Genomic DNA, 17,357 nt, shown 5'->3' with positions numbered 1-17,357 from the left:
GCCCCGCTCGGGACACGCTGTCGCCTTGAACTCTGTCGGGGCGTGTGTACGATGTGTATCGTCCCCGCATGAAGAGCAGGGACCTCATCCGGGATCTGGAGGCGGCAGGTTGGACCTGTCGCCGGATTCGCGGATCCCATCATGTATTCGTGCACCCGCAGCACCCTCACATCATCACCGTGCCTCACCCTAGGAAGGATCTGGGGAAAGGGCTGGTGCAGGCGTTGCGGAAGCTCGCAGGACTGACGTAGGAGGGCCCATGCGATATCCAGTCTTGATCGAGGCAGGCGATGAGCGCACCGCGTGGGGTGTGGTCGTTCCGGATCTGCCGGGGTGCTTCTCGGCGGCCGACACGCTTGAGGAGGCGCTCAGCGCTGCCGAGGAGGCTGCGCTCGCCTGGATTGATGCGGCCCTGGATGACGGGCGCTCGATTCCGACACCTTCCGCGCCACAGAAAATCGCCGCCGAGGCATCCAAGGACATCCGTTGGATTCTTGCGTACATCTGCATTGATCCGGCCCTGCTGGACGACACCATCGAGCGGGTCAACATCAGCCTGCCACGCCGGATCCTGGCGAGGCTGGATGCGCAGGCCAGAGCGGCAGGTGAATCGCGCTCCAGTTACATCGCCCATCTCGCAGCATTGGGCTGAGCGGGCGCCATGTAGAGCCGAGCCCATCTCGGCTGCTGTTGGCGCGATGCGCGATGAGTCGAGCGTGGCTCGACGCTACAGAGGCATCCACGCATGGCGTGGATCTACAGACACCCCAATCAATACGTAGCGCACTGCCGCCAGCGTACGGGCTCATCCACGCCAGGGCGGGCGTTGAGCTGGATGCGCACGTTACGCAGGGCGGGGTAGTGCAGCACTTGCTCGCAGACCTGCGGCCACACCGCGTCCAGCTCGCCGGTACGGTTGATCGCCAGCGTCTGCCGGGTCAGCCAGACACCGCTGGCGATGCCGGGTTTGCCGGCCAAGGCACGGGACAGATCGGCCTGGAAGCGCTCCAGCGTGGCGGCATCCGGGTTGGGATTGCTGCGCGCATCGGTTGAGGGTGTGGCCGGCGCAGGCAGCGTGGCCGGCGGCGTGGTGGCGGGGGCCGGCGCCGGTTCGGGCGCCGCTTCAACCGCAGGCGCGACCGGCGCGGGGGCGACCGCCACCTCGGCAACGGGCGGGGCGTCCTGCACATGCAGCCCTTGCAGGCTCAATCCCACCAGCAGGCCCAGCGTCACCGCGGCGAGCGCGGCTATAGCAATGCGGCGCAGGGCTTCATGGCGGGCGCTGGCGCGCACACGGGTTTCGATTTCCGCCGGTAGATAGGGCTGCAGCAACGGCCACAGGCGCGGGCCGTCCAGCACCTCGACCGCCTGCTTTTCGGCGGCGCTGCGGCCGTCGCGTTCCATCCGGCCTTCGGTCAGCAGCACGCCGCCGCGGGCGCCGGCCAGGCGCGCGGCCGCGCCCAGTTCGTTCACCGCGGCGGTGCCGATGCGATAGGCCAAGCCGTGCTTGCACGAGACCAGCCAGCTGTTGGGGCCGTCGCTGAGCAGGAAATCGCTGCTGGGCTCACGGGATTCCTCGCCCGGGTCATCCAGTTCGCGCAGGCCGCGCTGCTCGCGCAGCATGCGCTTGACCAGTACCGAGAACTCGCGCCAGTGCATGCCCGCCAGGGCCTGCAGGCCGAGTTGCATCTCCTTTTGCCGCCGCTTGATCCACCACAGATAGACAACAGCCAGGGAACAGGTAAGCAGGGCCGACAGCAGGGCCAGGATCCAAGGGAGCATGCAGGAGGTGCGCGGAAGGGGCGAATGCGAAGGCGACAGTGTAAAGGTCGCGCCGTGCCGCTGAGTCAGGAGGTTCCTGACAGGAAGCGTGATGGAGCACGCAATTCGGAATACCGCGGGCACGAAAAACCCGCCAATCCTGAAGCCGTGAGGGGAGGGAACAAACGGCAGCCGAAGCGATTGGCGGGTTGCTCGCGATTGTCAATCAAAATTTATTGCATTGCAACAATTGCCGGTCAGGGCAGGCTGCCTGGCGACTGATGGCTGCCCGGTGCAGGTGCATCAGTGCCCGAGGCGTCGCGATTCTCCAGCTTGGCCAGGCGTGCCTGCAGTGCGTCGATGCGCGCCTCCAGCGCAGTCACCTCGTCGGCGGTTGGCACGTGCAGGCGCTTGAGTACGCCCTGAACCTGGTCGTCGAAGGCTTTTTCGACCTTGTTCCAGGTACCGGAAGCCTTCTCGCGGGCCTCGTCCAGCGACGTTTCAACGTTGTCGCGCCAGCCCGGGCCCTGTTCGCCGTTGCGTTCACGGCGGCGGGCTTCCCAGGCTTCGCCTTCCTTCACCAGGCCGTCGAAGAAGCGGCTGCCTTCGGCCTGTGCACGGCCAAGAGCGCCCAGGCCGGCCAACCAGACCTGCTGCGCCGAGTCACTCAGCTTGCGCGAGAAGCGCTCGGCCTGGTCACCGAAAGAGGCGTCGTCGTTGCGGCGGTCGTCGTTCTCGTAGTGGTTCATCGCACTTCCCGTGGGAGTTGGGCCTGCCCCGAGAGTAGCGCTGGCGTTGCACGGCCGTGATGGCCGCCGCCGGGGTTCAGCCCAGCTTTTCCTTCAGCACGCGCTGGATCTCGCCTTCGACCATGCCCTTCATCGCCGACAGCAGGAAGCCCAGCTTGGCCGTGACGCGCACGGCGCCCGGCTGCAGTTCGATCGCGCCGTCCACGCCACTGCCGGAGAAATTCAGTACGTCGGCAGTCCAGGACGACTTCAGGCCGAAGCGCTCGGACAGCTTGGCGGCGACCTGTTCGATCGCGGCGCGCCTGTGCATCGGGCAGGGCGTGGGCGTGGCGGACATCGATGGTGGACATGCAGGCTCCTGGCGCAAAGCGGGGATGATCAATGAGGGCGAGCATTGTGCGCATCGAGGGCCTTCGCGCCAAGCACTCATCGTGGGTTCTTCTTCGTTGGCGACCAACCTGCTAGGCTGCGCCGCGTGCAGAACCTGCTTGTTCACTTCAGCCAACAACAACAGCCCGACCAGCCGCTGCGGCCCGGGGTGCAACGCATCGTGCGCCAGGCCAATGGCAGTGTGAGGCTCGGCGACGCCGGCCACGGAGCCCTGCTGCTGGCACAGTTCTGCGTGGATGATCGCGGCCTCTGGCTGCAGGTCGGCAACGGTATCCGCGGCATTCATGTGAACGGTCGCCCGGTGCGGCGCATGGCGCTGCTGCGTGCGGGCGATGCGGTGTATGTGGACGGCGTGGAAATGGTCCTGCAGGGCGAGGTGGAGAGCCTGCTGCAGGCCCCCGCACCGAACAGCGGTGACGGCACCAATGAGCAGCAGCGCCTGCTGCGCGGTGTCGGTGGCCTGCACCATGGCCGCAGCTTCACGCTGTCGCGGTCCCGCCTGATCGGCCGCGGTGGCGACGCTGACATCGAGATCAATGAGCCGGCCTTCGCCGAACAGCACGCCCGCGTGGAAGTGCATGGCGAGCGCGTGCTGTTGCGTGACCTGGGCAGTGCCGATGGCACACGGGTCAATGGCGTGGCCGTGCGCCACTGCTGGCTGCAGGCAGGCGACCAGGTGGTGTTCGATGGCCAGCACCGGTTCGTGCTGGAAGTGCCGCATGACCCGCGCCGGCGCCCGCTGCCGGATGAAGACGAGTCCAGCCAGGACGCCGAGCAGGCGCCGGTGCTGCCGGCCGCGCCGCGCAAGGTCCGGCGCTGGCCGTGGCTGCTGGTGAGTGCGCTGCTGCTGGCCGCACTGCTCAGCCTGCTGCTCTGGTTCGGCGCGCTGATCTGAACCGGCCGTATCCGCTCTGGTAGGTGCCGACCTTGGTCGGCACGCTCCTTCGGCGGGGATGACGCCTGACGGCGTACGCCGACCAAGGTCGGCGACTACCGGGGCAATGCTGCTGGCCAATGGATTCCAATGAAACCAAATTTCCCTTGCCGCACAAGGCCGCAAGGCTGGTGCACTGCGGCATACTAGGGATCTTGCCCCACAGGTGTGACATGACGCGCGCGTTCAACTTCAGTGCCGGCCCTGCAACCTTGCCGGAATCGGTCCTGCGCCAGGCGCAGGCGGAAATGCTGGACTGGCACGGTACCGGTGCCTCGATCGTGGAAATGAGCCATCGCGGCGCGGAGTTCATGTCCGTGGCCGCCGAGGCCGAGGCCGACCTGCGTCGACTGCTCGATATCCCCGAAGACTATGCGGTGCTGTTCCTGTCCGGTGGTGCCACCACCCAGCAGGCGCTGATCCCGCTCAACTTCGCCACCCCCGGCCAGCGTGCCGATTACGTGGTCAGTGGTCACTGGGGCAAGACGGCGGTCAAGCAGGCCGGTGTCTACGTTGATGTCAACATCGCCGCCAGCAGCGAGGCCGATGGTTACCGCACGCTGCCGCCGCGCGCCGACTGGCAGCTGTCGCCCGACGCCGCCTACGTGCACCTCACCGCCAACGAGACCATCCACGGTGTCGAGTTCCGTGATGTACCCGATACCGGAAACGTCCCGCTGATCGCCGACTTCAGTTCGTCCATCGCCAGCGAACCGCTGGATGTGCGCCGCTATGGCGTGATCTACGCCGGCGCTCAGAAGAACCTCGGTCCGGTCGGCATCGCGGTGATGATCATCCGCCGCGATCTGCTGGAGCGCAGCGGCCAGCCGCGGGCGGACATCTTCGATTACCGCTCGCACGTCGCTCGCGACTCGATGCTCAACACGCCGCCCACCTGGAACTGGTATCTGGCCGGCCTGGTGTTCAAGTGGATGCTGGCCGAGGGCGGCGTGGCCGAGTTCGCCAAGCGCAATGCCGCCAAGGCCGCGCTGGTATACGGCGCCATCGATGGTTCCGGGGGCTTCTACCGCAACGAGGTCGCACACCCGGCACGCTCGCGGATGAACATCCCGTTCTTCCTGCCCAATGCCGAGCTTGATGCCCGTTTCGTCGCCGAAGCCAAGGCCGCCGGCCTGCTGGCGCTGAAGGGGCACAAGGTGGTCGGGGGCATCCGCGCCTCGCTGTACAACGCCATGCCGCTGGCCGGGGCCGAGGCGCTGGTCGCCTTCATGGCCGATTTCCAGCAGCGTCACGGTTGAGCAATGAACGGCGCGCACCGTCGGGTGCGTGCCCCGCAACAAGGAACTCCGATGGCAAGCAGCAAATCCAGCAAGAAGGCGCCGAAGAAGGCTGAACCGGCCAAGGACAGCGCGCCCACCAAGGCGAAGGGCAAGGCCAAGGCCGCGTCGAACCCGGCACCCACCCTGGCGCCGCTGGCGCTGGCCGATGTGCGCTCGAAGATCGACCAGATCGACCGCGACATCCAGAGCCTGATCGCCGAGCGCGCGCGCTTCGCCCACCAGGTCGGCAAGGCCAAGGGCAAGCTTGCCGCCGCCGTCGACTACTACCGCCCCGAGCGCGAAGCGCAGGTGCTGCGCATGGTGGTGGACCGTAACGAAGGCCCGCTCAGCGATGAGCTGCTGGTGCACGTCTACCGCGAGATCATGTCGGCCTGCCTGGCCCAGCAGGAGCCACTGAAAATCGGCTACCTCGGCCCGGAAGGCACCTTCAGCCAGCAGGCCGTGCTCAAGCACTTCGGCCGCTCGGCGCTGGGCCTGCCGATGGCCAGCATCGAGGAAGTGTTCCAGGAAGTGGAAGCGGGCAACGCCGATTTCGGCGTGGTGCCAGTGGAGAATTCCGGGCAGGGCACCATCCAGATCACCCTGGACATGTTCCTGACCTCCAACCTGAAGATCTGTGGCGAAGTGGAACTGCGCGTGCAGCAGTACCTGATGTCGCGCAGCGGCCGCATCGAGGACATCGAGCGCATCTACGCGCATCCGCAGTCGTTCATGCAGACCTCGGCCTGGCTGCGCGCCAACCTGCCGAAGGCCGAGAAGATTCCGGTATCCAGCAACGCCGAAGGTGCGCGCCGCGCCCGCAATGCCGACGATGCCGCCGCCATCGGTGGCGAGAGTGCCGGCCATGTTTACGGCCTGAAGAAGGTGGTCACCAAGCCGATCCAGAACGATGCCGACAACACCACGCGATTCCTGGTGGTGGGCCGCAACATCTTCCCGACCTCCGGCCATGACCGCACCTCGGTGCTGGTGTTCATCCATGACAAGCCCGGTGCGCTGTTCGACGTGCTCAGCCCGTTCGCCCGCCACGGCATCAGCATGAACCGCATCGAGTCGCGGCCGTCGCACCACGGCAAGTGGGAATACGGCTTCTTCATCGACCTGGCCGGCCACATCGACGATGCGCCGATGCAGTCCGCGCTGGCCGAACTGGAAGCGCACTCGGCACAGATCAAGGTACTCGGCTCCTATCCGGTGGCCGTGCCCTGAGTGCTGCGGCGGCGGCCACGGCCGCCGCTCCCTGATGCATCGCCGGCGCTGCCGGCGTTTACGGAACGATCGAACGATGAGCAACGCGCAACACTGGATCGCCCGCAAGGGCCAGCCGCTGCAGGGCAGCCTGACCATTCCCGGCGACAAGTCGGTCTCGCACCGCTCGGTGATGTTCGCCGCGCTGGCCGATGGCACCTCGCATATCGAAGGTTTCCTGGAAGGCGAGGACACCCGCGCCACTGCGCGCATCTTCAGCCAGCTGGGCGTGCGCATCGAAATGCCCAGCGCTTCGCAGCGCATCGTGCACGGCGTCGGTATCGATGGCCTGCAGGCGCCCAGCGCACCGTTGGACTGCGGCAATGCCGGCACCGGCATGCGCCTGTTGGCCGGTCTGCTGGCGGGCCAGGCATTCGACTGCACGCTGATCGGCGATGAGTCGCTGTCCGGCCGCCCGATGCGCCGCGTGACCGGCCCGCTGTCGCAGATGGGCGCGAAGATCGACACCCAGGAAGACGGGACGCCGCCGCTGCACGTGCATGGCGGGCAATCGCTGCACGGCATCGACTTCGCCTCGCCGGTGGCCAGCGCGCAGATCAAGTCGGCGGTGCTGTTGGCCGGCCTGTACGCGCAGGGCGACACCCAGGTGACCGAACCGCACCCGACCCGTGACTACACCGAGCGCATGCTGTCCGCGTTCGGCGTGGACATCGAATTCTCGCCGGGCAAGGCGCGCCTGCGCGGCGGCCAACGCCTTCGTGCCACGGATATCGTGGTGCCGGCCGACTTCTCGTCTGCGGCGTTCTATCTGGTGGCTGCCAGCATCATTCCGGGCTCCGAGCTGCGCCTGAAACAGGTCGGCCTGAACCCGCGCCGCACCGGTCTGTTGCATGCGCTGCGCCTGATGGGTGCCGACATCACCGAAGAGAATCCGGCCGAGCAGGGCGGTGAACCGGTGGCGGACCTGGTGGTGCGCTATGCCCCGCTGAAGGGCGCACGCATTCCGGAAGCACTGGTGCCGGACATGATCGACGAGTTCCCGGCGCTGTTCGTGGCCGCTGCGGCCGCCGAAGGCCAGACCGTGGTCAGCGGGGCCGCCGAACTGCGGGTAAAGGAATCTGATCGTCTCGCCGCGATGGCGACCGGCCTGCGCGCGCTGGGCATGCAGGTGGACGAAACCGAAGACGGCGCCACCCTGCACGGCGGCGTGCGCCTGGGCAGTGGCACCATCGAAAGCCACGGTGACCATCGCATCGCCATGGCCTTCGCCATCGCCGGCCAGATCAGTGACGGCGAAGTGCGCATCAACGATATCGCCAACGTCGCCACCTCCTTCCCGGACTTCGATGGCCTGGCGCGCAGCGCCGGGTTCAATCTGGCCTGAAAGGCCACGCCCGGCGGATGACGCAACCCGATGGGTGCCAACCTTGGTTGGCACGCTCACATCACCCGGTAGGTGCCGACCTTGGTCGGCACGCTCATATCACCCGGTAGGTGCCAACCTTGGTTGGCACGCTCACATCACCCGGTAGGTGCCGACCTTGGTCGGCACGCTCATATCACCCGGTAGGTGCCAACCTTGGTTGGCACGCCTTTCCGCATAAAAAGACGGAGGCCGAAGCCTCCGTCGAAACATCACGAACCCCTCGTCCGCGATCAACGCTGCTCGGTACGGAAATCGACCGGGACCCGCACCACGCTTGCTACTGCGCGGCCGTCATGCACCGCAGGCTGGAACTTCCAGTTCTGCACGGTGTTCAGCACCGCACGGTCCAGGTCGCGGCTGCGCTCGCCGCTGCGCGAAACGATCGCAGCGTTGGCGACATTGCCACGGGTATCAACATTCAGGCTGGCGATCACGCTGCCCTGCACGCCACTGCGCAGTGCGGCAGCGGGGTAGGTGGGCATGCGGTTGCTGGCCAGAGGGCGTGCTTCGCGATTACGCGCGACCGGCGCAGTCTTGTGCTGGCTGGAGGCCGGGGCGGCCTGGCGCGTTGCAGGTGCTGCTGCATCGGTCACCGCAGCCTGCTCAGGGGCGGGCAACATGCGCTCACCGACCGGTGCCGGCGCCACATCCTCCTGGTTGGAATGGCGCAGCCACAGCAGGGCGGCCGCAAACATCGCCACAATCAGCGCGATCCACATCCAGGGCGACGTGGGCTTGTGCTGCACGCTCGAATCCTGCTGCAGCTGCGGCGAATGAAGGTCTTCGTGGGTGGTGGCAGTCATCGCAAACTCCTTCCGTCAACTGACGACGTGGGAAGTGTTGCCCGAGCCATGGACGGGAAGTGTCAGCGCTGCGTCAACGCCACCGGCAGGGTTCAGTTTGCCTGCCGGGAAGCGTTCAGTTACTGCGTCTTGAAGTCGAACGGCACTTCAATGCTGCCGGGCACGGCCTGGCCATTGCTCTGCGCCGGGGTGAAACGCCAGCGGCGCACCGCGTCGGTGGCGGCACGGTCGAGGTCGCGTGAACCACTGCGCTGGATCACTGTGGCGTTGTTGGGATAGCCGGTGGCGTCCACGTCTACGCGTACCACCACGGTGCCGGTTTCGCCGGCGCGCAGGGCGGCGGCGGGGTACGACGGCGGCGGCGACTGGCCGGCAATCGGCATCGGCTGGCTGTTGCTGGTCGCAGCCGGCGCAGCGCCCGGGGCGGCCGGGGCCGGCTCGGCGATCGGGGCGGGTGGCGGCGGAGCGGTTTCGACCAGCTTCGGCGCTTCTTCCTCCACCGGTGCCGGCTTGGCATCGGGCATGTCGCTGGAACCGGCGGCAGCGGCCAAGGGTTCCGGCAGGGGCTCGATCTGGGCGGTTTCCTGCGGGGTCTGTGCGGCCGGGTCGGCGCGGAAGAACTCCTTGTCACGGCCGGTCAGCCAGACCAGCACGAACAGCAGCACGCCCACGCCGAAGGCGATGCCGGCGATCTTCAGGGCGTTGCGCGGGATATGCACAGTGAACGACTTGGCGGACGACGAGCGGGGTGCAGACATGGACCGGACCAGTACGGAATAGCCCGATTCTGCCACGCCGGGAATGAACCGGGCGGCAGAAATCCGTATAACAAGCGATAATCCCATCCCTGATACCCACCACGACACCTGCCATGCTTGATCCAGCCCTGCTCCGCCACCAGCCCGCCGACCTCGCCGAACGCCTGCGCACCAGCCGCGGCTTCGAGCTCGACGTGTCTGCCCTGGAGTCCCTGGAGGCTGATCGCAAGCGCATCCAGGTGCGGACCCAGGAGCTGCAGAGCCTGCGTAACAGCCGTTCCAAGGCCATCGGCCAGGCCAAGGCCAAGGGCGAGGACGTCTCGGCCATCATGGCCGAGGTCGCCGCCTTCGCCGACGAGCTGAAGGCCTCGGAAGTGGCGCTGGACGAGCTGCGCGAGAGGATCGACGCCATCTCGATGGGCATTCCGAACCTGCCGGCCGATGACGTGCCGGCCGGTGCCGACGAGAACGACAACGTCGAGCAGGCGCGCTGGGGCACCCCGCGCCAGTTCGACTTCAAGGTGCTCGACCACGTCGAACTGGGCGCCCGCAACGGTTGGCTGGACGGCGAAACCGCCGCCAAGCTGTCCGGTTCGCGCTTCACCGTGCTGCGCGGCCCGATTGCGCGCCTGCACCGTGCGCTGGCGCAGTTCATGGTCGACCTGCACACCGGTGAGCACGGCTACGAGGAAACCAACGTGCCGCTGCTGGTCAACGCCGATTCGCTGCGCGGCACCAGCCAGCTGCCGAAGTTCGAGGACGACCTGTTCAAGACCGCCGTGGGCGACTCCACGCGCTACCTGATCCCGACCTCGGAAGTACCGCTGACCAACATCGTGCGCGATGAGATCGTCGATGCCGAACGCCTGCCGCTGCGCATGACCGCCCACTCGATGTGCTTCCGTGCCGAGGCCGGCAGCGGTGGCCGCGACGTGCGCGGCATGATCCGCCAGCACCAGTTCGAGAAGGTCGAGCTGGTCTCGATCAGCCGCCCGGAAGACAGCGATGCCGAACACCAGCGCATGACCCGCTGCGCCGAAGTGGTGCTGGAAAAGCTTGGCCTGCCGTACCGCAAGGTGCTGCTGTGCACCGGCGACATGGGCTTCTCGGCGGTGAAGACCTACGACCTGGAAGTCTGGCTGCCGTCGCAGGAGACCTACCGCGAGATCTCCTCGTGCTCGAACTGTGGTGACTTCCAGGCCCGCCGCATGCAGGCCCGCTGGCGCAACCCGGCCACCGGCAAACCGGAACTGGCGCATACCCTGAACGGTTCGGGCGTGGCGGTGGGCCGCGCGATGATCGCGGTGATGGAGAACTACCAGAACGCCGACGGCAGCATCACCGTGCCGGAGGCCCTGCGTCCGTACATGGGCGGCCTGGAAACCATCGGCTGATAGCCTGATGGGGTGGGTGCCATGCTTGCATGGCACTGCTCTGGCTCTGGTGGGTGCCATGCTTGCATGGCACTGCTGCGGCTCTGGTGGGTGCCATGCTTGCATGGCACCGTATCCACGCATGGCGTGGATCTACGATGCGGGCTACATCCACGCAATGCGTGGATGAACCACCGTGATCACTCCACAACCCGCACCTTCTCCAACGGCACCCATCCCGGGTCGCCCGTCTCCGGCACGCACCACGCCCAGCCATTGAGCGTGCGCTCGCCACGCAGCAGCTGCCCGGGATCCACATCCAGTTCGCGCGCACAGTAGTCTTCCGTGGCAAATGCGCCACCCTGCGCGTCGCGGCCGATCACCGGCGCGGGCACGAATCCCGGCTGCTGGCCCTCTGCCTCGCACAGGAACCAGTCTTCCCAGCCTTCAGGCCCTTCATAACGTTCGCCCACCACCAGCGCCTGGCCACGGCGCAGGGTGATCGGGTGCGGAAATTCGCTGCGGTGTGCAGTGGTCACGATGTAGTTCATGGCCCCAGCCTAACGTTCTGGTGAGCGTCGCGCATGGCAGCGTATCCATGCGCACGTGCGGTAGAGCCACGCCATGCGTGGATGACGTAGCGCTCAGTCCATACGCCACAAAAAAACGGCCCCGCAAAGCGGGGCCGCCAGGGTGGGCCGGGATGGGGGAGGGGATACCGGCCCGCGTTCAGCGCCCAGACGAGGAGAGAGCGGCGCCGAACGCTGGAACGCGTTACGCCGCGGCGGCCTCGGCCGCTTCGTGCGACGGCAGCGCAGCCAGTGCGCCGGCAATGGCGTCTTCGCGGTGCTGCGGCGAGTAGGCGATGCCTTCGGCACGTACGAACTCGACATCGTTGATGCCCCAGAAGGCAAACGTCTGGCGCAGGAACGGCTCCTGGAAGTCCGCGGGCGAATCGGTGTAGATGCCGCCACGGCTGCTGGCGATGATCACCCGCTTGCCACCGGCCAGGCCGACCGGGCCGTTCTCGGTGTACTTGAAGGTGCGCCCGGCCACGGCCACGCGGTCGATCCAGGCCTTCAGGGTGGACGGAATGCTGAAGTTGTACATCGGCGCGCCGATCACCACGATATCGGCCGCCAGGAACTGCTCGAGTACCTGTTCAGCATCGGCGGCTTCGGCAGCGTCGGCCTTGGCAAGCGATCCGCTGCGCAGGTGCGGTACCGGATTGGCGTCAAGATCGCGATAATCAACCTGCAGGTCGTCGATCTGCTGCGTGAACTGGGCCACCACGGCGGCGGTCAGGTGGCGGGAGACGGAGTTGTCGCCAAGCACGCTGGCGTCGATGTGCAGAAGCTTCATGGCAGTACCTAGGTTCGGGAGAGGTGGCGGACTTGCCGCCGACGGAGAGAACGATAGGTTGTTGCAAAGGCGGGATAAAGGTGGTTGAATGCCACGTATTGTTCTAGATATGGAACTCGGGCATGCATGACCTGAATGATCTGTACTACTTCGCGATGGTGGTCGACCATGGCGGATTCGCCGCCGCCGAGCGCGCACTGGGTATCCCCAAGTCGCGCCTGAGCCGCCGCATCAGCCAGCTGGAAACCGACCTGGGCGTTCGCCTGCTGCAGCGCTCCACGCGTCGTTTCGCCGTCACCGATGTCGGCACCAGCGTGCACCGCCACGCGCAGACGATGCTGGCCGAGGCACAGGCCGCACGCGAAGTGGTGGACCGCCTCAGCGCGGAACCGCGCGGCGTGGTGCGCGCCAGCGTGCCGGTATCGCTGGCGCAGATGCAGCTGCCCAAGCTGCTGCCCAAGTTCCTTGAGCAGTACCCGAAGGTGCGCCTGCAGTTGAACATCAGCAACCGCCGCGTGGACATCATCAATGAAGGCTACGACGTGGCCCTGCGCGTGCGCTCGCGCCTGGACGACGATGGCAGCCTGGTGATGCGCAGCTTCGGACAGGTGCAGGAACTGCTGGTGGCCAGCCCGAAGTACCTGGATCGCGCCGGCCGGCCGAAGGATCCTGAAGAGCTGACCCAGCACGTCACCCTCAGCATCAGCGAAGACGAAGCCCGCCAGCGCTGGGAGCTGCACGGCCCGGAAGGCGAGGTTCGCCGGGTCGACCTGCAGCCGCGCGTGGCCGGTTTCGACTTCCCGCTGCTGCAGAGCATGGTGAAGGACGGTTTCGGCATCACCATGCTGCCGGAAACCGTGTGCGCCGATGCGGTGCGCAACGGCGAGCTGGAAGTGGTGCTGCCGGACTGGTCGCTGCCGCAGGGCGTGTGCCATGCCGTGTTCGCCTCGCGCCGCGGCTTGCTGCCGGCGGTGCGCGTGTTCATCGACTTCCTGGCCGAGCACCTGCCGCCGCAGCTGGAGGCCTCGCGCCTGGATTGCGGTGGCGCCTGTGAAAAGGCCAAGGAGCGGATCAAGGCCAGTGCGCTGGGCGCGTTGGCGGTGGATGCGGGCTGAGGCTCCTGGCCGCAACCGCACCGCCAATCTGTGAAACGGTAGCGCCGGGCCATGCCCGGCGTTGCTGCTTTCCGGCCCCGGTCACTTCCGGCCGAACAGCCGATCCCAGAAGCTGCGCCGCGGCGGTGCGGTCGGTGTGGGCTCGGCAACGACCGGCGCTTCCAGCACCGCCATCAGTTCCGCGCTGCGTGGCTTCTTCAGGAAGCGGGCGTAGTCCATGTAGCTGGTCACCTTGCTCATGTGCAGGCGCTCCGGCATTGCCGGCAACGCGCCGCCCTGCAGCAGCACCCGCAGTGCCTGTGGACGGTCCAGGCGGATCGCCTCGAACAGGGCGGTGCCGCCGCAACCGGGCTCGATCTGGTTGGCGCGCTGTGGCGCATCCTTCAACAGCTCTCGCAGCGCATCCGGGTCGTCGCGGTCCACGGCGGCAACCAGCCGTGCCAGCGCTTCAGCTTCTTCGGGTGGAAGGCTATCGCGATAGGCCTGGTCGGCGATCTCGCGCTCGTCGCGCCCGTCACCGCCCTGGATGCACAGGAAGTCGGTGACCAGGGCGACCGGAATGCCGGAGGTATCCAGCGCCCAGTAGCTGGGATAGACGCCGTCGCCCCAGCCGCTGGTGAATACGACCAGGCCGTGTGGAGAGTCCTCGCCCCAGGGGCGGTACTCGGCGCCTTCATCCAGGCCGTCATGGTCGATCAGCGCATCCGACCATTCGCTGTCTTCGTCGCCATCGGCCTGTTCGATCAGGGCCAGCAGTGCCTGCTGGGTGTTGGTATCCATGAAGCAGCCGATGCCGGCGTCGACCGGATAGCCAATGAAGCTGTCCTCATCCAGTCCAGTGAGGTCCTGCGTGGTCCAGCGTGCCATCTGCCAGTGCAGGGCAGACGCAGTGAGGGCATCGCGGGGCTTGAACCAGACCACGGCCAGCGCCGGGCGGCCGCTGTGCACGATGATCTCGACCGGATGCCGGCCCAGCGGGGCGGTGTAGTCGGCCAGCGCGGGCGCCTCGGCCTGGACCAGCGGATCGCAGACCACCAGATGCCCACTGCTGACCGGCAGGTGCCCGGCGAACGTGCGGTGCAGGGCCACTGCGGCCAGCTGGGTGTCGTCCAGCAGGGTGGTGCGCAGGTTGGCCAGATCGAGGTGGGCCATGGGGGCTCCGATTGCAGTGAAGGCCCCACCGTGCCGGATGCGAAGGGCGGGGGCAAGGGTGGTCTTGGGCAAATGCTCTTCACGTGCGAGAATACGCCGCTGCCCGGGCGACCGGGACCCGATTGGAGAGATGGCCGAGCGGTTTAAGGCACCGGTCTTGAAAACCGGCGAAGGGTTAAACCTTCCGTGGGTTCGAATCCCACTCTCTCCGCCAATCCTTAGTAAGTGTTTGTTTTTAAACGACATTTTTTAAGGTCTTGAAGGGCGGCTTGGGGCACAAATCGGGGCACAACTCCGATGCGATTACCAAGCTATCTCACTCGCTCTTCCACAGGTCGTTACCAGTTTCGCATGCGCGTTCCGACGGACATGCGCGGTATCGTCGGCAAACCTTTCGTCAAGCATCCCTTGGGCATCCAACTGCATAGCGCAAGAGTGGCTGCCTTGGCCATCGCGCAGCGTTATGCTCAAGCATTCGATGCCATCAGGGATGGGTGCATGACCAAGAAGGGACTCACGGTTGAGGATGTTCTGCGCAGCGTCGCGGAGAACGGCTCCCGGCGTTATGAAATTGACTTGCCGGGCTTCCGTCTTCGGACCACGGATGCGGCCGACCATGCTCGAGCAATGGAGGCGCTGGAAGAAATCGGCAAGTTCCACTTCCGTGATGCGGGTGCAGTTCCGGCGGCGGCTGGGCCAAACCCGTTGGAATCAGCGGCGGCGCAGCCCCTGCCATCTGAGACCATCAGCCTGATCGATGCGAAGCGAATCTGGCAGGATAAAGTCGCCGCCGAGGACATCGAGGTCAAAACGGTCGGCATCAAACTGCTTCCCGTGACAGAGCTGATCGAGTTCTTGGGCGCCGAGCGCGAGCTGCACACCATCACGCGGCCTGAGATGGCCCGCTTCTACGACCATTTGGCCAAGCGCGGGTTAACGCGTTCTACGCTCAACAATCGCCAGAGCTACCTCGCAGGAAAGAGAGGATTCTTCACTTGGGCAATGGCTTCAGGCTACGTGCTCAAGGGAGACAATGTCGCCGCAGGTCACGTCAGCGTTTCGATGGCGGAGAAGCGCAAGCGCAGAAAATTTGGCTTCCAGGCCTTTACCTTGGATCAGGTTCATCAACTCTTCGCGCCTGATAGCTTCAAGCAGCTTTCAACGGGGCGCGCTGGGCGGCTTTGTTGGGCCTGTATACGGGCGCCCGGGCAGGTGAGGTGGGGCAGCTGTTTACCCTCGACGTCAAGGAAGAGGAGGGAATCCCGTGCATACGGTTTACCGATGAGGGGGAGGATCAGCGATTGAAGACCGATGTTTCCAATCGGGTCGTCCCGTTGCATCCCGACCTGATCAAGCTTGGTTTCTTGGACTACGTCGCCGAACGAAGGGAGAGCGGGGACTGGCGATTGTTTCCGCAGGCTGACAGTAAGGCGAAGAATGGTGCGGGGAACTGGATATCGAAGGCGTTCAGCTACTACCTCCAAAAGCACAGTGGTGGGTGGTCGAAAGCGAAACGTGGTTTCCATAGTCTCCGAAAGACCGTGATTCAGGAGATGCAGGGCAGCGGTGTGGCCTCTGAGATGCGAGCCCAAATCGTCGGCCACGAATTGGACGACGAACACCACGCGACTTACAGCAGGCCCTTTACGGTGAGTGAGAAGCTCAACGGTGCCGGAGGAACGCCAGCTTTGGGTGTCCTAGATTACGGAATCGACCTGGAGGCGCTGCGCACCCTGCCGGCGCGCAAGGTCGGGCGGCGAAGCAGCAATGCTGCCGCGCGCTCTTCAAAGGTCGGCCGTAAGGGGAGCGAGCCGAACTAATGGCCCTTACTGCTGCTGATGCTTACCGCCGCGCCATCGATCGCTTTCTCGGCAAGCTCTCTGGCACCGAAAACGTGGGCCAGATGGAGAAGAAGATCGCAGACCATTTGCGCCTAGCGAAACAGCGGCCCAAGGTGGACGTGGCGTTGAGCTTCAATGAGGCCGCTGGGGTGTTGGCGATCAGCACGGCCCAATTGCAACACCTCTTGAAGGAACACTCCCCAAAAGGGACGCTGTTCACGGTGAAGGGAACTCGCAAGCGCTCGACCACCCTTGTTCCGTTGATGGCCTGGGCAGCCGAGCTCAAGGCTAAGGGCCTGTGGAAGCCGTTGAGCGAACGGGGCGTTGCGATCGACACCCTCCTAACTGCAGAACTGCCGTTTCTGGTGGCCAAAGGGTCCAAGGCTAAGCAGTTCTTCCTGGAGCCACTGACTGACCAACCCATCAGCGATGCGTTAATTCGCCAGCTCCAAGCATTGGGCGTGCAAATCGGGCTTGGGATTCGGGTCTGCACGCTGACCGAGGCCTTCGCCCAGCCTTGGCAAAACCCTGACGTCAAGCGCCAGTGGGTGGACGCATTCAACAACGCAGCCCAAGCCCAGGCCAGCCGTCTGCGGGACCTGGCTCAGCAGCTCGACGCCTCGCGAGCTGGGGTGATCGAACAAGCGCTGCACGAACGCCTGCAGCCGGCGCCTCCAAAGATGCCCGACAAGCGCAATGGGCGAATGTAACGGCTGCTAACGGATATTGGAGGCCTCCAATATCCGTATCGATGGAGGCTCTCAGTTCGGATGATTACTCCAACGCCTCGGTGGTCGGGGCGATGGAGCAAGCCGATGGGCCTCGATATGTATGCGGTCAAGACCCGCACTGATGTGCGAGATCGCACTCAAGAACTATTTTTCTACTGGCGAAAGCATCCGAACCTTCATGGTTGGATGTTCAAGTTGCACAGTGCTAGGACGGGGCAGGTTGATCCCTTCGATTTCAACCAAGTTCCCGTATTCCTTGGATTGGACGATCTTGATGCGTTGGAACAGGCTGTGCTGAACGATGATTTGCCTTATACCCAAGGCTTCTTCTTCGGTGAATCGGATCCCGATCGAGCTGAAGAAGATCTGGACTTCATTGCGCAGGCCCGCGCATTGATCAACGACGGTTGGGACGTGTTCTACAACTCTTGGTGGTAACCCGCCGCCAGCAG

At 65.4% G+C, this 17,357-nt stretch carries 19 protein-coding genes, 1 tRNA gene and 1 pseudogene; 13 read left to right on the top strand and 8 right to left on the bottom strand.

Translation table 11 applies throughout. The features are described from left to right. Positions 1–68 precede the first annotated feature (68 nt). Positions 69–251 carry a type II toxin-antitoxin system HicA family toxin gene (locus ACZK2V_RS14820; RefSeq protein WP_107433137.1) on the top strand — a complete coding sequence of 61 codons (183 nt, stop codon included), beginning with the start codon at positions 69–71 and terminating at the stop codon, positions 249–251. A 23-nt stretch (positions 252–274) separates the two neighbouring features. Next, on the top strand, positions 275–652 hold the full coding sequence (locus ACZK2V_RS14815) for a type II toxin-antitoxin system HicB family antitoxin (protein ID WP_232528032.1): 378 nt from the start codon (positions 275–277) through the stop codon (positions 650–652). A gap of 119 nt (positions 653–771) precedes the next feature. Here the strand turns inward: ACZK2V_RS14815 and ACZK2V_RS14810 are convergent, their stop codons facing one another. The 3 genes and pseudogenes from ACZK2V_RS14810 to ACZK2V_RS14800 all read right to left on the bottom strand — a co-directional run bounded on the left by ACZK2V_RS14810 (position 772) and on the right by ACZK2V_RS14800 (position 2,860). Further along, the gene (locus ACZK2V_RS14810; RefSeq protein ID WP_486322544.1) at positions 772–1,782 is read right to left on the bottom strand and encodes a restriction endonuclease; all 1,011 of its coding nucleotides are present in this window, start codon (positions 1,780–1,782) and stop codon (positions 772–774) included. Positions 1,783–2,018: 236 nt separating this feature from the next. Next, positions 2,019–2,510 (bottom strand): phasin family protein, encoded by a 492-nt coding sequence (locus ACZK2V_RS14805; RefSeq protein WP_164080436.1) that lies wholly within the window; start codon positions 2,508–2,510, stop codon positions 2,019–2,021. 76 nt (positions 2,511–2,586) lie between these two features. Continuing rightward, positions 2,587–2,860: pseudogene (locus ACZK2V_RS14800) on the bottom strand (polyhydroxyalkanoic acid system family protein). Between the two features lie 125 nt (positions 2,861–2,985). Between ACZK2V_RS14800 and ACZK2V_RS14795 the strand changes: the two are divergent. The 4 genes from ACZK2V_RS14795 (at position 2,986) to aroA (ending at position 7,728) form a co-directional block, all read left to right on the top strand. Next, on the top strand, positions 2,986–3,795 hold the full coding sequence (locus ACZK2V_RS14795) for an FHA domain-containing protein (RefSeq protein WP_486322543.1): 810 nt from the start codon (positions 2,986–2,988) through the stop codon (positions 3,793–3,795). Positions 3,796–4,007: 212 nt separating this feature from the next. After that, positions 4,008–5,093, top strand: coding sequence for a 3-phosphoserine/phosphohydroxythreonine transaminase (gene serC / locus ACZK2V_RS14790; protein WP_049399654.1), 1,086 nt, complete (start codon positions 4,008–4,010; stop codon positions 5,091–5,093). 51 nt (positions 5,094–5,144) lie between these two features. After that, a complete protein-coding gene (pheA, locus tag ACZK2V_RS14785) occupies positions 5,145–6,344 on the top strand; it encodes a prephenate dehydratase (protein WP_107432863.1) in 1,200 nt (399 codons plus the stop codon). 76 nt (positions 6,345–6,420) lie between these two features. Further along, the gene (aroA, locus tag ACZK2V_RS14780; protein WP_486322542.1) at positions 6,421–7,728 is read left to right on the top strand and encodes a 3-phosphoshikimate 1-carboxyvinyltransferase; all 1,308 of its coding nucleotides are present in this window, start codon (positions 6,421–6,423) and stop codon (positions 7,726–7,728) included. Positions 7,729–8,000: 272 nt separating this feature from the next. Here the strand turns inward: aroA and ACZK2V_RS14775 are convergent, their stop codons facing one another. After that, entirely contained in the window at positions 8,001–8,573 is a 573-nt protein-coding gene (locus tag ACZK2V_RS14775; protein ID WP_032127721.1) for an energy transducer TonB, read from the bottom strand. 119 nt (positions 8,574–8,692) lie between these two features. Further along, a complete protein-coding gene (locus ACZK2V_RS14770; protein ID WP_049422116.1) occupies positions 8,693–9,331 on the bottom strand; it encodes an energy transducer TonB in 639 nt (212 codons plus the stop codon). A gap of 113 nt (positions 9,332–9,444) precedes the next feature. Here ACZK2V_RS14770 and serS point away from each other — a divergent pair, with 113 nt between their 5' ends. Next, the gene (gene serS / locus ACZK2V_RS14765; RefSeq protein ID WP_049422117.1) at positions 9,445–10,725 is read left to right on the top strand and encodes a serine--tRNA ligase; all 1,281 of its coding nucleotides are present in this window, start codon (positions 9,445–9,447) and stop codon (positions 10,723–10,725) included. A 179-nt stretch (positions 10,726–10,904) separates the two neighbouring features. Here the strand turns inward: serS and ACZK2V_RS14760 are convergent, their stop codons facing one another. Continuing rightward, positions 10,905–11,255: an SH3 domain-containing protein gene (locus ACZK2V_RS14760; RefSeq protein WP_458074080.1), complete on the bottom strand. Its 351-nt coding sequence runs from the start codon at positions 11,253–11,255 to the stop codon at positions 10,905–10,907. 223 nt (positions 11,256–11,478) lie between these two features. After that, entirely contained in the window at positions 11,479–12,066 is a 588-nt protein-coding gene (locus ACZK2V_RS14755; RefSeq protein ID WP_486322541.1) for an FMN-dependent NADH-azoreductase, read from the bottom strand. Positions 12,067–12,188: 122 nt separating this feature from the next. Here ACZK2V_RS14755 and ACZK2V_RS14750 point away from each other — a divergent pair, with 122 nt between their 5' ends. After that, entirely contained in the window at positions 12,189–13,181 is a 993-nt protein-coding gene (locus ACZK2V_RS14750) for a LysR family transcriptional regulator (RefSeq protein WP_005410175.1), read from the top strand. Between the two features lie 81 nt (positions 13,182–13,262). Here ACZK2V_RS14750 and ACZK2V_RS14745 read toward each other — a convergent pair whose 3' ends face one another. Next, entirely contained in the window at positions 13,263–14,333 is a 1,071-nt protein-coding gene (locus tag ACZK2V_RS14745; RefSeq protein ID WP_486322540.1) for a DUF4241 domain-containing protein, read from the bottom strand. Between the two features lie 124 nt (positions 14,334–14,457). Between ACZK2V_RS14745 and ACZK2V_RS14740 the strand changes: the two genes are divergently transcribed. From ACZK2V_RS14740 to ACZK2V_RS14720, 5 genes are all read left to right on the top strand, one after another. Next, positions 14,458–14,547: transfer RNA gene (locus ACZK2V_RS14740), tRNA-Ser, on the top strand. A gap of 155 nt (positions 14,548–14,702) precedes the next feature. Next, entirely contained in the window at positions 14,703–15,638 is a 936-nt protein-coding gene (locus ACZK2V_RS14735; protein WP_486322539.1) for a hypothetical protein, read from the top strand. Next, entirely contained in the window at positions 15,635–16,153 is a 519-nt protein-coding gene (locus ACZK2V_RS14730; protein ID WP_478426842.1) for a site-specific integrase, read from the top strand. Before ACZK2V_RS14735 ends, ACZK2V_RS14730 begins: the two co-directional genes overlap by 4 nt. Then, positions 16,153–16,884 (top strand): hypothetical protein, encoded by a 732-nt coding sequence (locus tag ACZK2V_RS14725; RefSeq protein ID WP_006375976.1) that lies wholly within the window; start codon positions 16,153–16,155, stop codon positions 16,882–16,884. Before ACZK2V_RS14730 ends, ACZK2V_RS14725 begins: the two co-directional genes overlap by 1 nt. A gap of 105 nt (positions 16,885–16,989) precedes the next feature. Beyond that, entirely contained in the window at positions 16,990–17,343 is a 354-nt protein-coding gene (locus ACZK2V_RS14720) for a hypothetical protein (RefSeq protein WP_012480712.1), read from the top strand. Positions 17,344–17,357: the final 14 nt, after the last annotated feature.

This window comes from Stenotrophomonas sp. 93052_Sma (assembly GCF_056481145.1).
The sequence above is the reverse complement of the archived record's forward strand: the minus strand, read 5'-3'. Positions and strand labels throughout refer to the sequence as shown.

Excerpts from the sequence above, each read along its gene's own strand:
- ACZK2V_RS14770 (WP_049422116.1), bottom strand. The coding sequence starts at position 9,331 with ATGTCTGCACCCCGCTCGTCGTCCGCCAAGTCGTTCACTGTGCATATC.
- ACZK2V_RS14720 (WP_012480712.1), top strand. The coding sequence starts at position 16,990 with ATGGGCCTCGATATGTATGCGGTCAAGACCCGCACTGATGTGCGAGAT.
- ACZK2V_RS14735 (WP_486322539.1), top strand. The coding sequence starts at position 14,703 with ATGCGCGGTATCGTCGGCAAACCTTTCGTCAAGCATCCCTTGGGCATC.
- aroA (WP_486322542.1), top strand. The coding sequence starts at position 6,421 with ATGAGCAACGCGCAACACTGGATCGCCCGCAAGGGCCAGCCGCTGCAG.
- ACZK2V_RS14810 (WP_486322544.1), bottom strand. The coding sequence starts at position 1,782 with ATGCTCCCTTGGATCCTGGCCCTGCTGTCGGCCCTGCTTACCTGTTCC.
- serC (WP_049399654.1), top strand. The coding sequence starts at position 4,008 with ATGACGCGCGCGTTCAACTTCAGTGCCGGCCCTGCAACCTTGCCGGAA.
- ACZK2V_RS14820 (WP_107433137.1), top strand. The coding sequence starts at position 69 with ATGAAGAGCAGGGACCTCATCCGGGATCTGGAGGCGGCAGGTTGGACC.
- serS (WP_049422117.1), top strand. The coding sequence starts at position 9,445 with ATGCTTGATCCAGCCCTGCTCCGCCACCAGCCCGCCGACCTCGCCGAA.
- ACZK2V_RS14775 (WP_032127721.1), bottom strand. The coding sequence starts at position 8,573 with ATGACTGCCACCACCCACGAAGACCTTCATTCGCCGCAGCTGCAGCAG.
- ACZK2V_RS14755 (WP_486322541.1), bottom strand. The coding sequence starts at position 12,066 with ATGAAGCTTCTGCACATCGACGCCAGCGTGCTTGGCGACAACTCCGTC.
- pheA (WP_107432863.1), top strand. The coding sequence starts at position 5,145 with ATGGCAAGCAGCAAATCCAGCAAGAAGGCGCCGAAGAAGGCTGAACCG.
- ACZK2V_RS14805 (WP_164080436.1), bottom strand. The coding sequence starts at position 2,510 with ATGAACCACTACGAGAACGACGACCGCCGCAACGACGACGCCTCTTTC.
- ACZK2V_RS14760 (WP_458074080.1), bottom strand. The coding sequence starts at position 11,255 with ATGAACTACATCGTGACCACTGCACACCGCAGCGAATTTCCGCACCCG.
- ACZK2V_RS14750 (WP_005410175.1), top strand. The coding sequence starts at position 12,189 with ATGCATGACCTGAATGATCTGTACTACTTCGCGATGGTGGTCGACCAT.
- ACZK2V_RS14745 (WP_486322540.1), bottom strand. The coding sequence starts at position 14,333 with ATGGCCCACCTCGATCTGGCCAACCTGCGCACCACCCTGCTGGACGAC.
- ACZK2V_RS14725 (WP_006375976.1), top strand. The coding sequence starts at position 16,153 with ATGGCCCTTACTGCTGCTGATGCTTACCGCCGCGCCATCGATCGCTTT.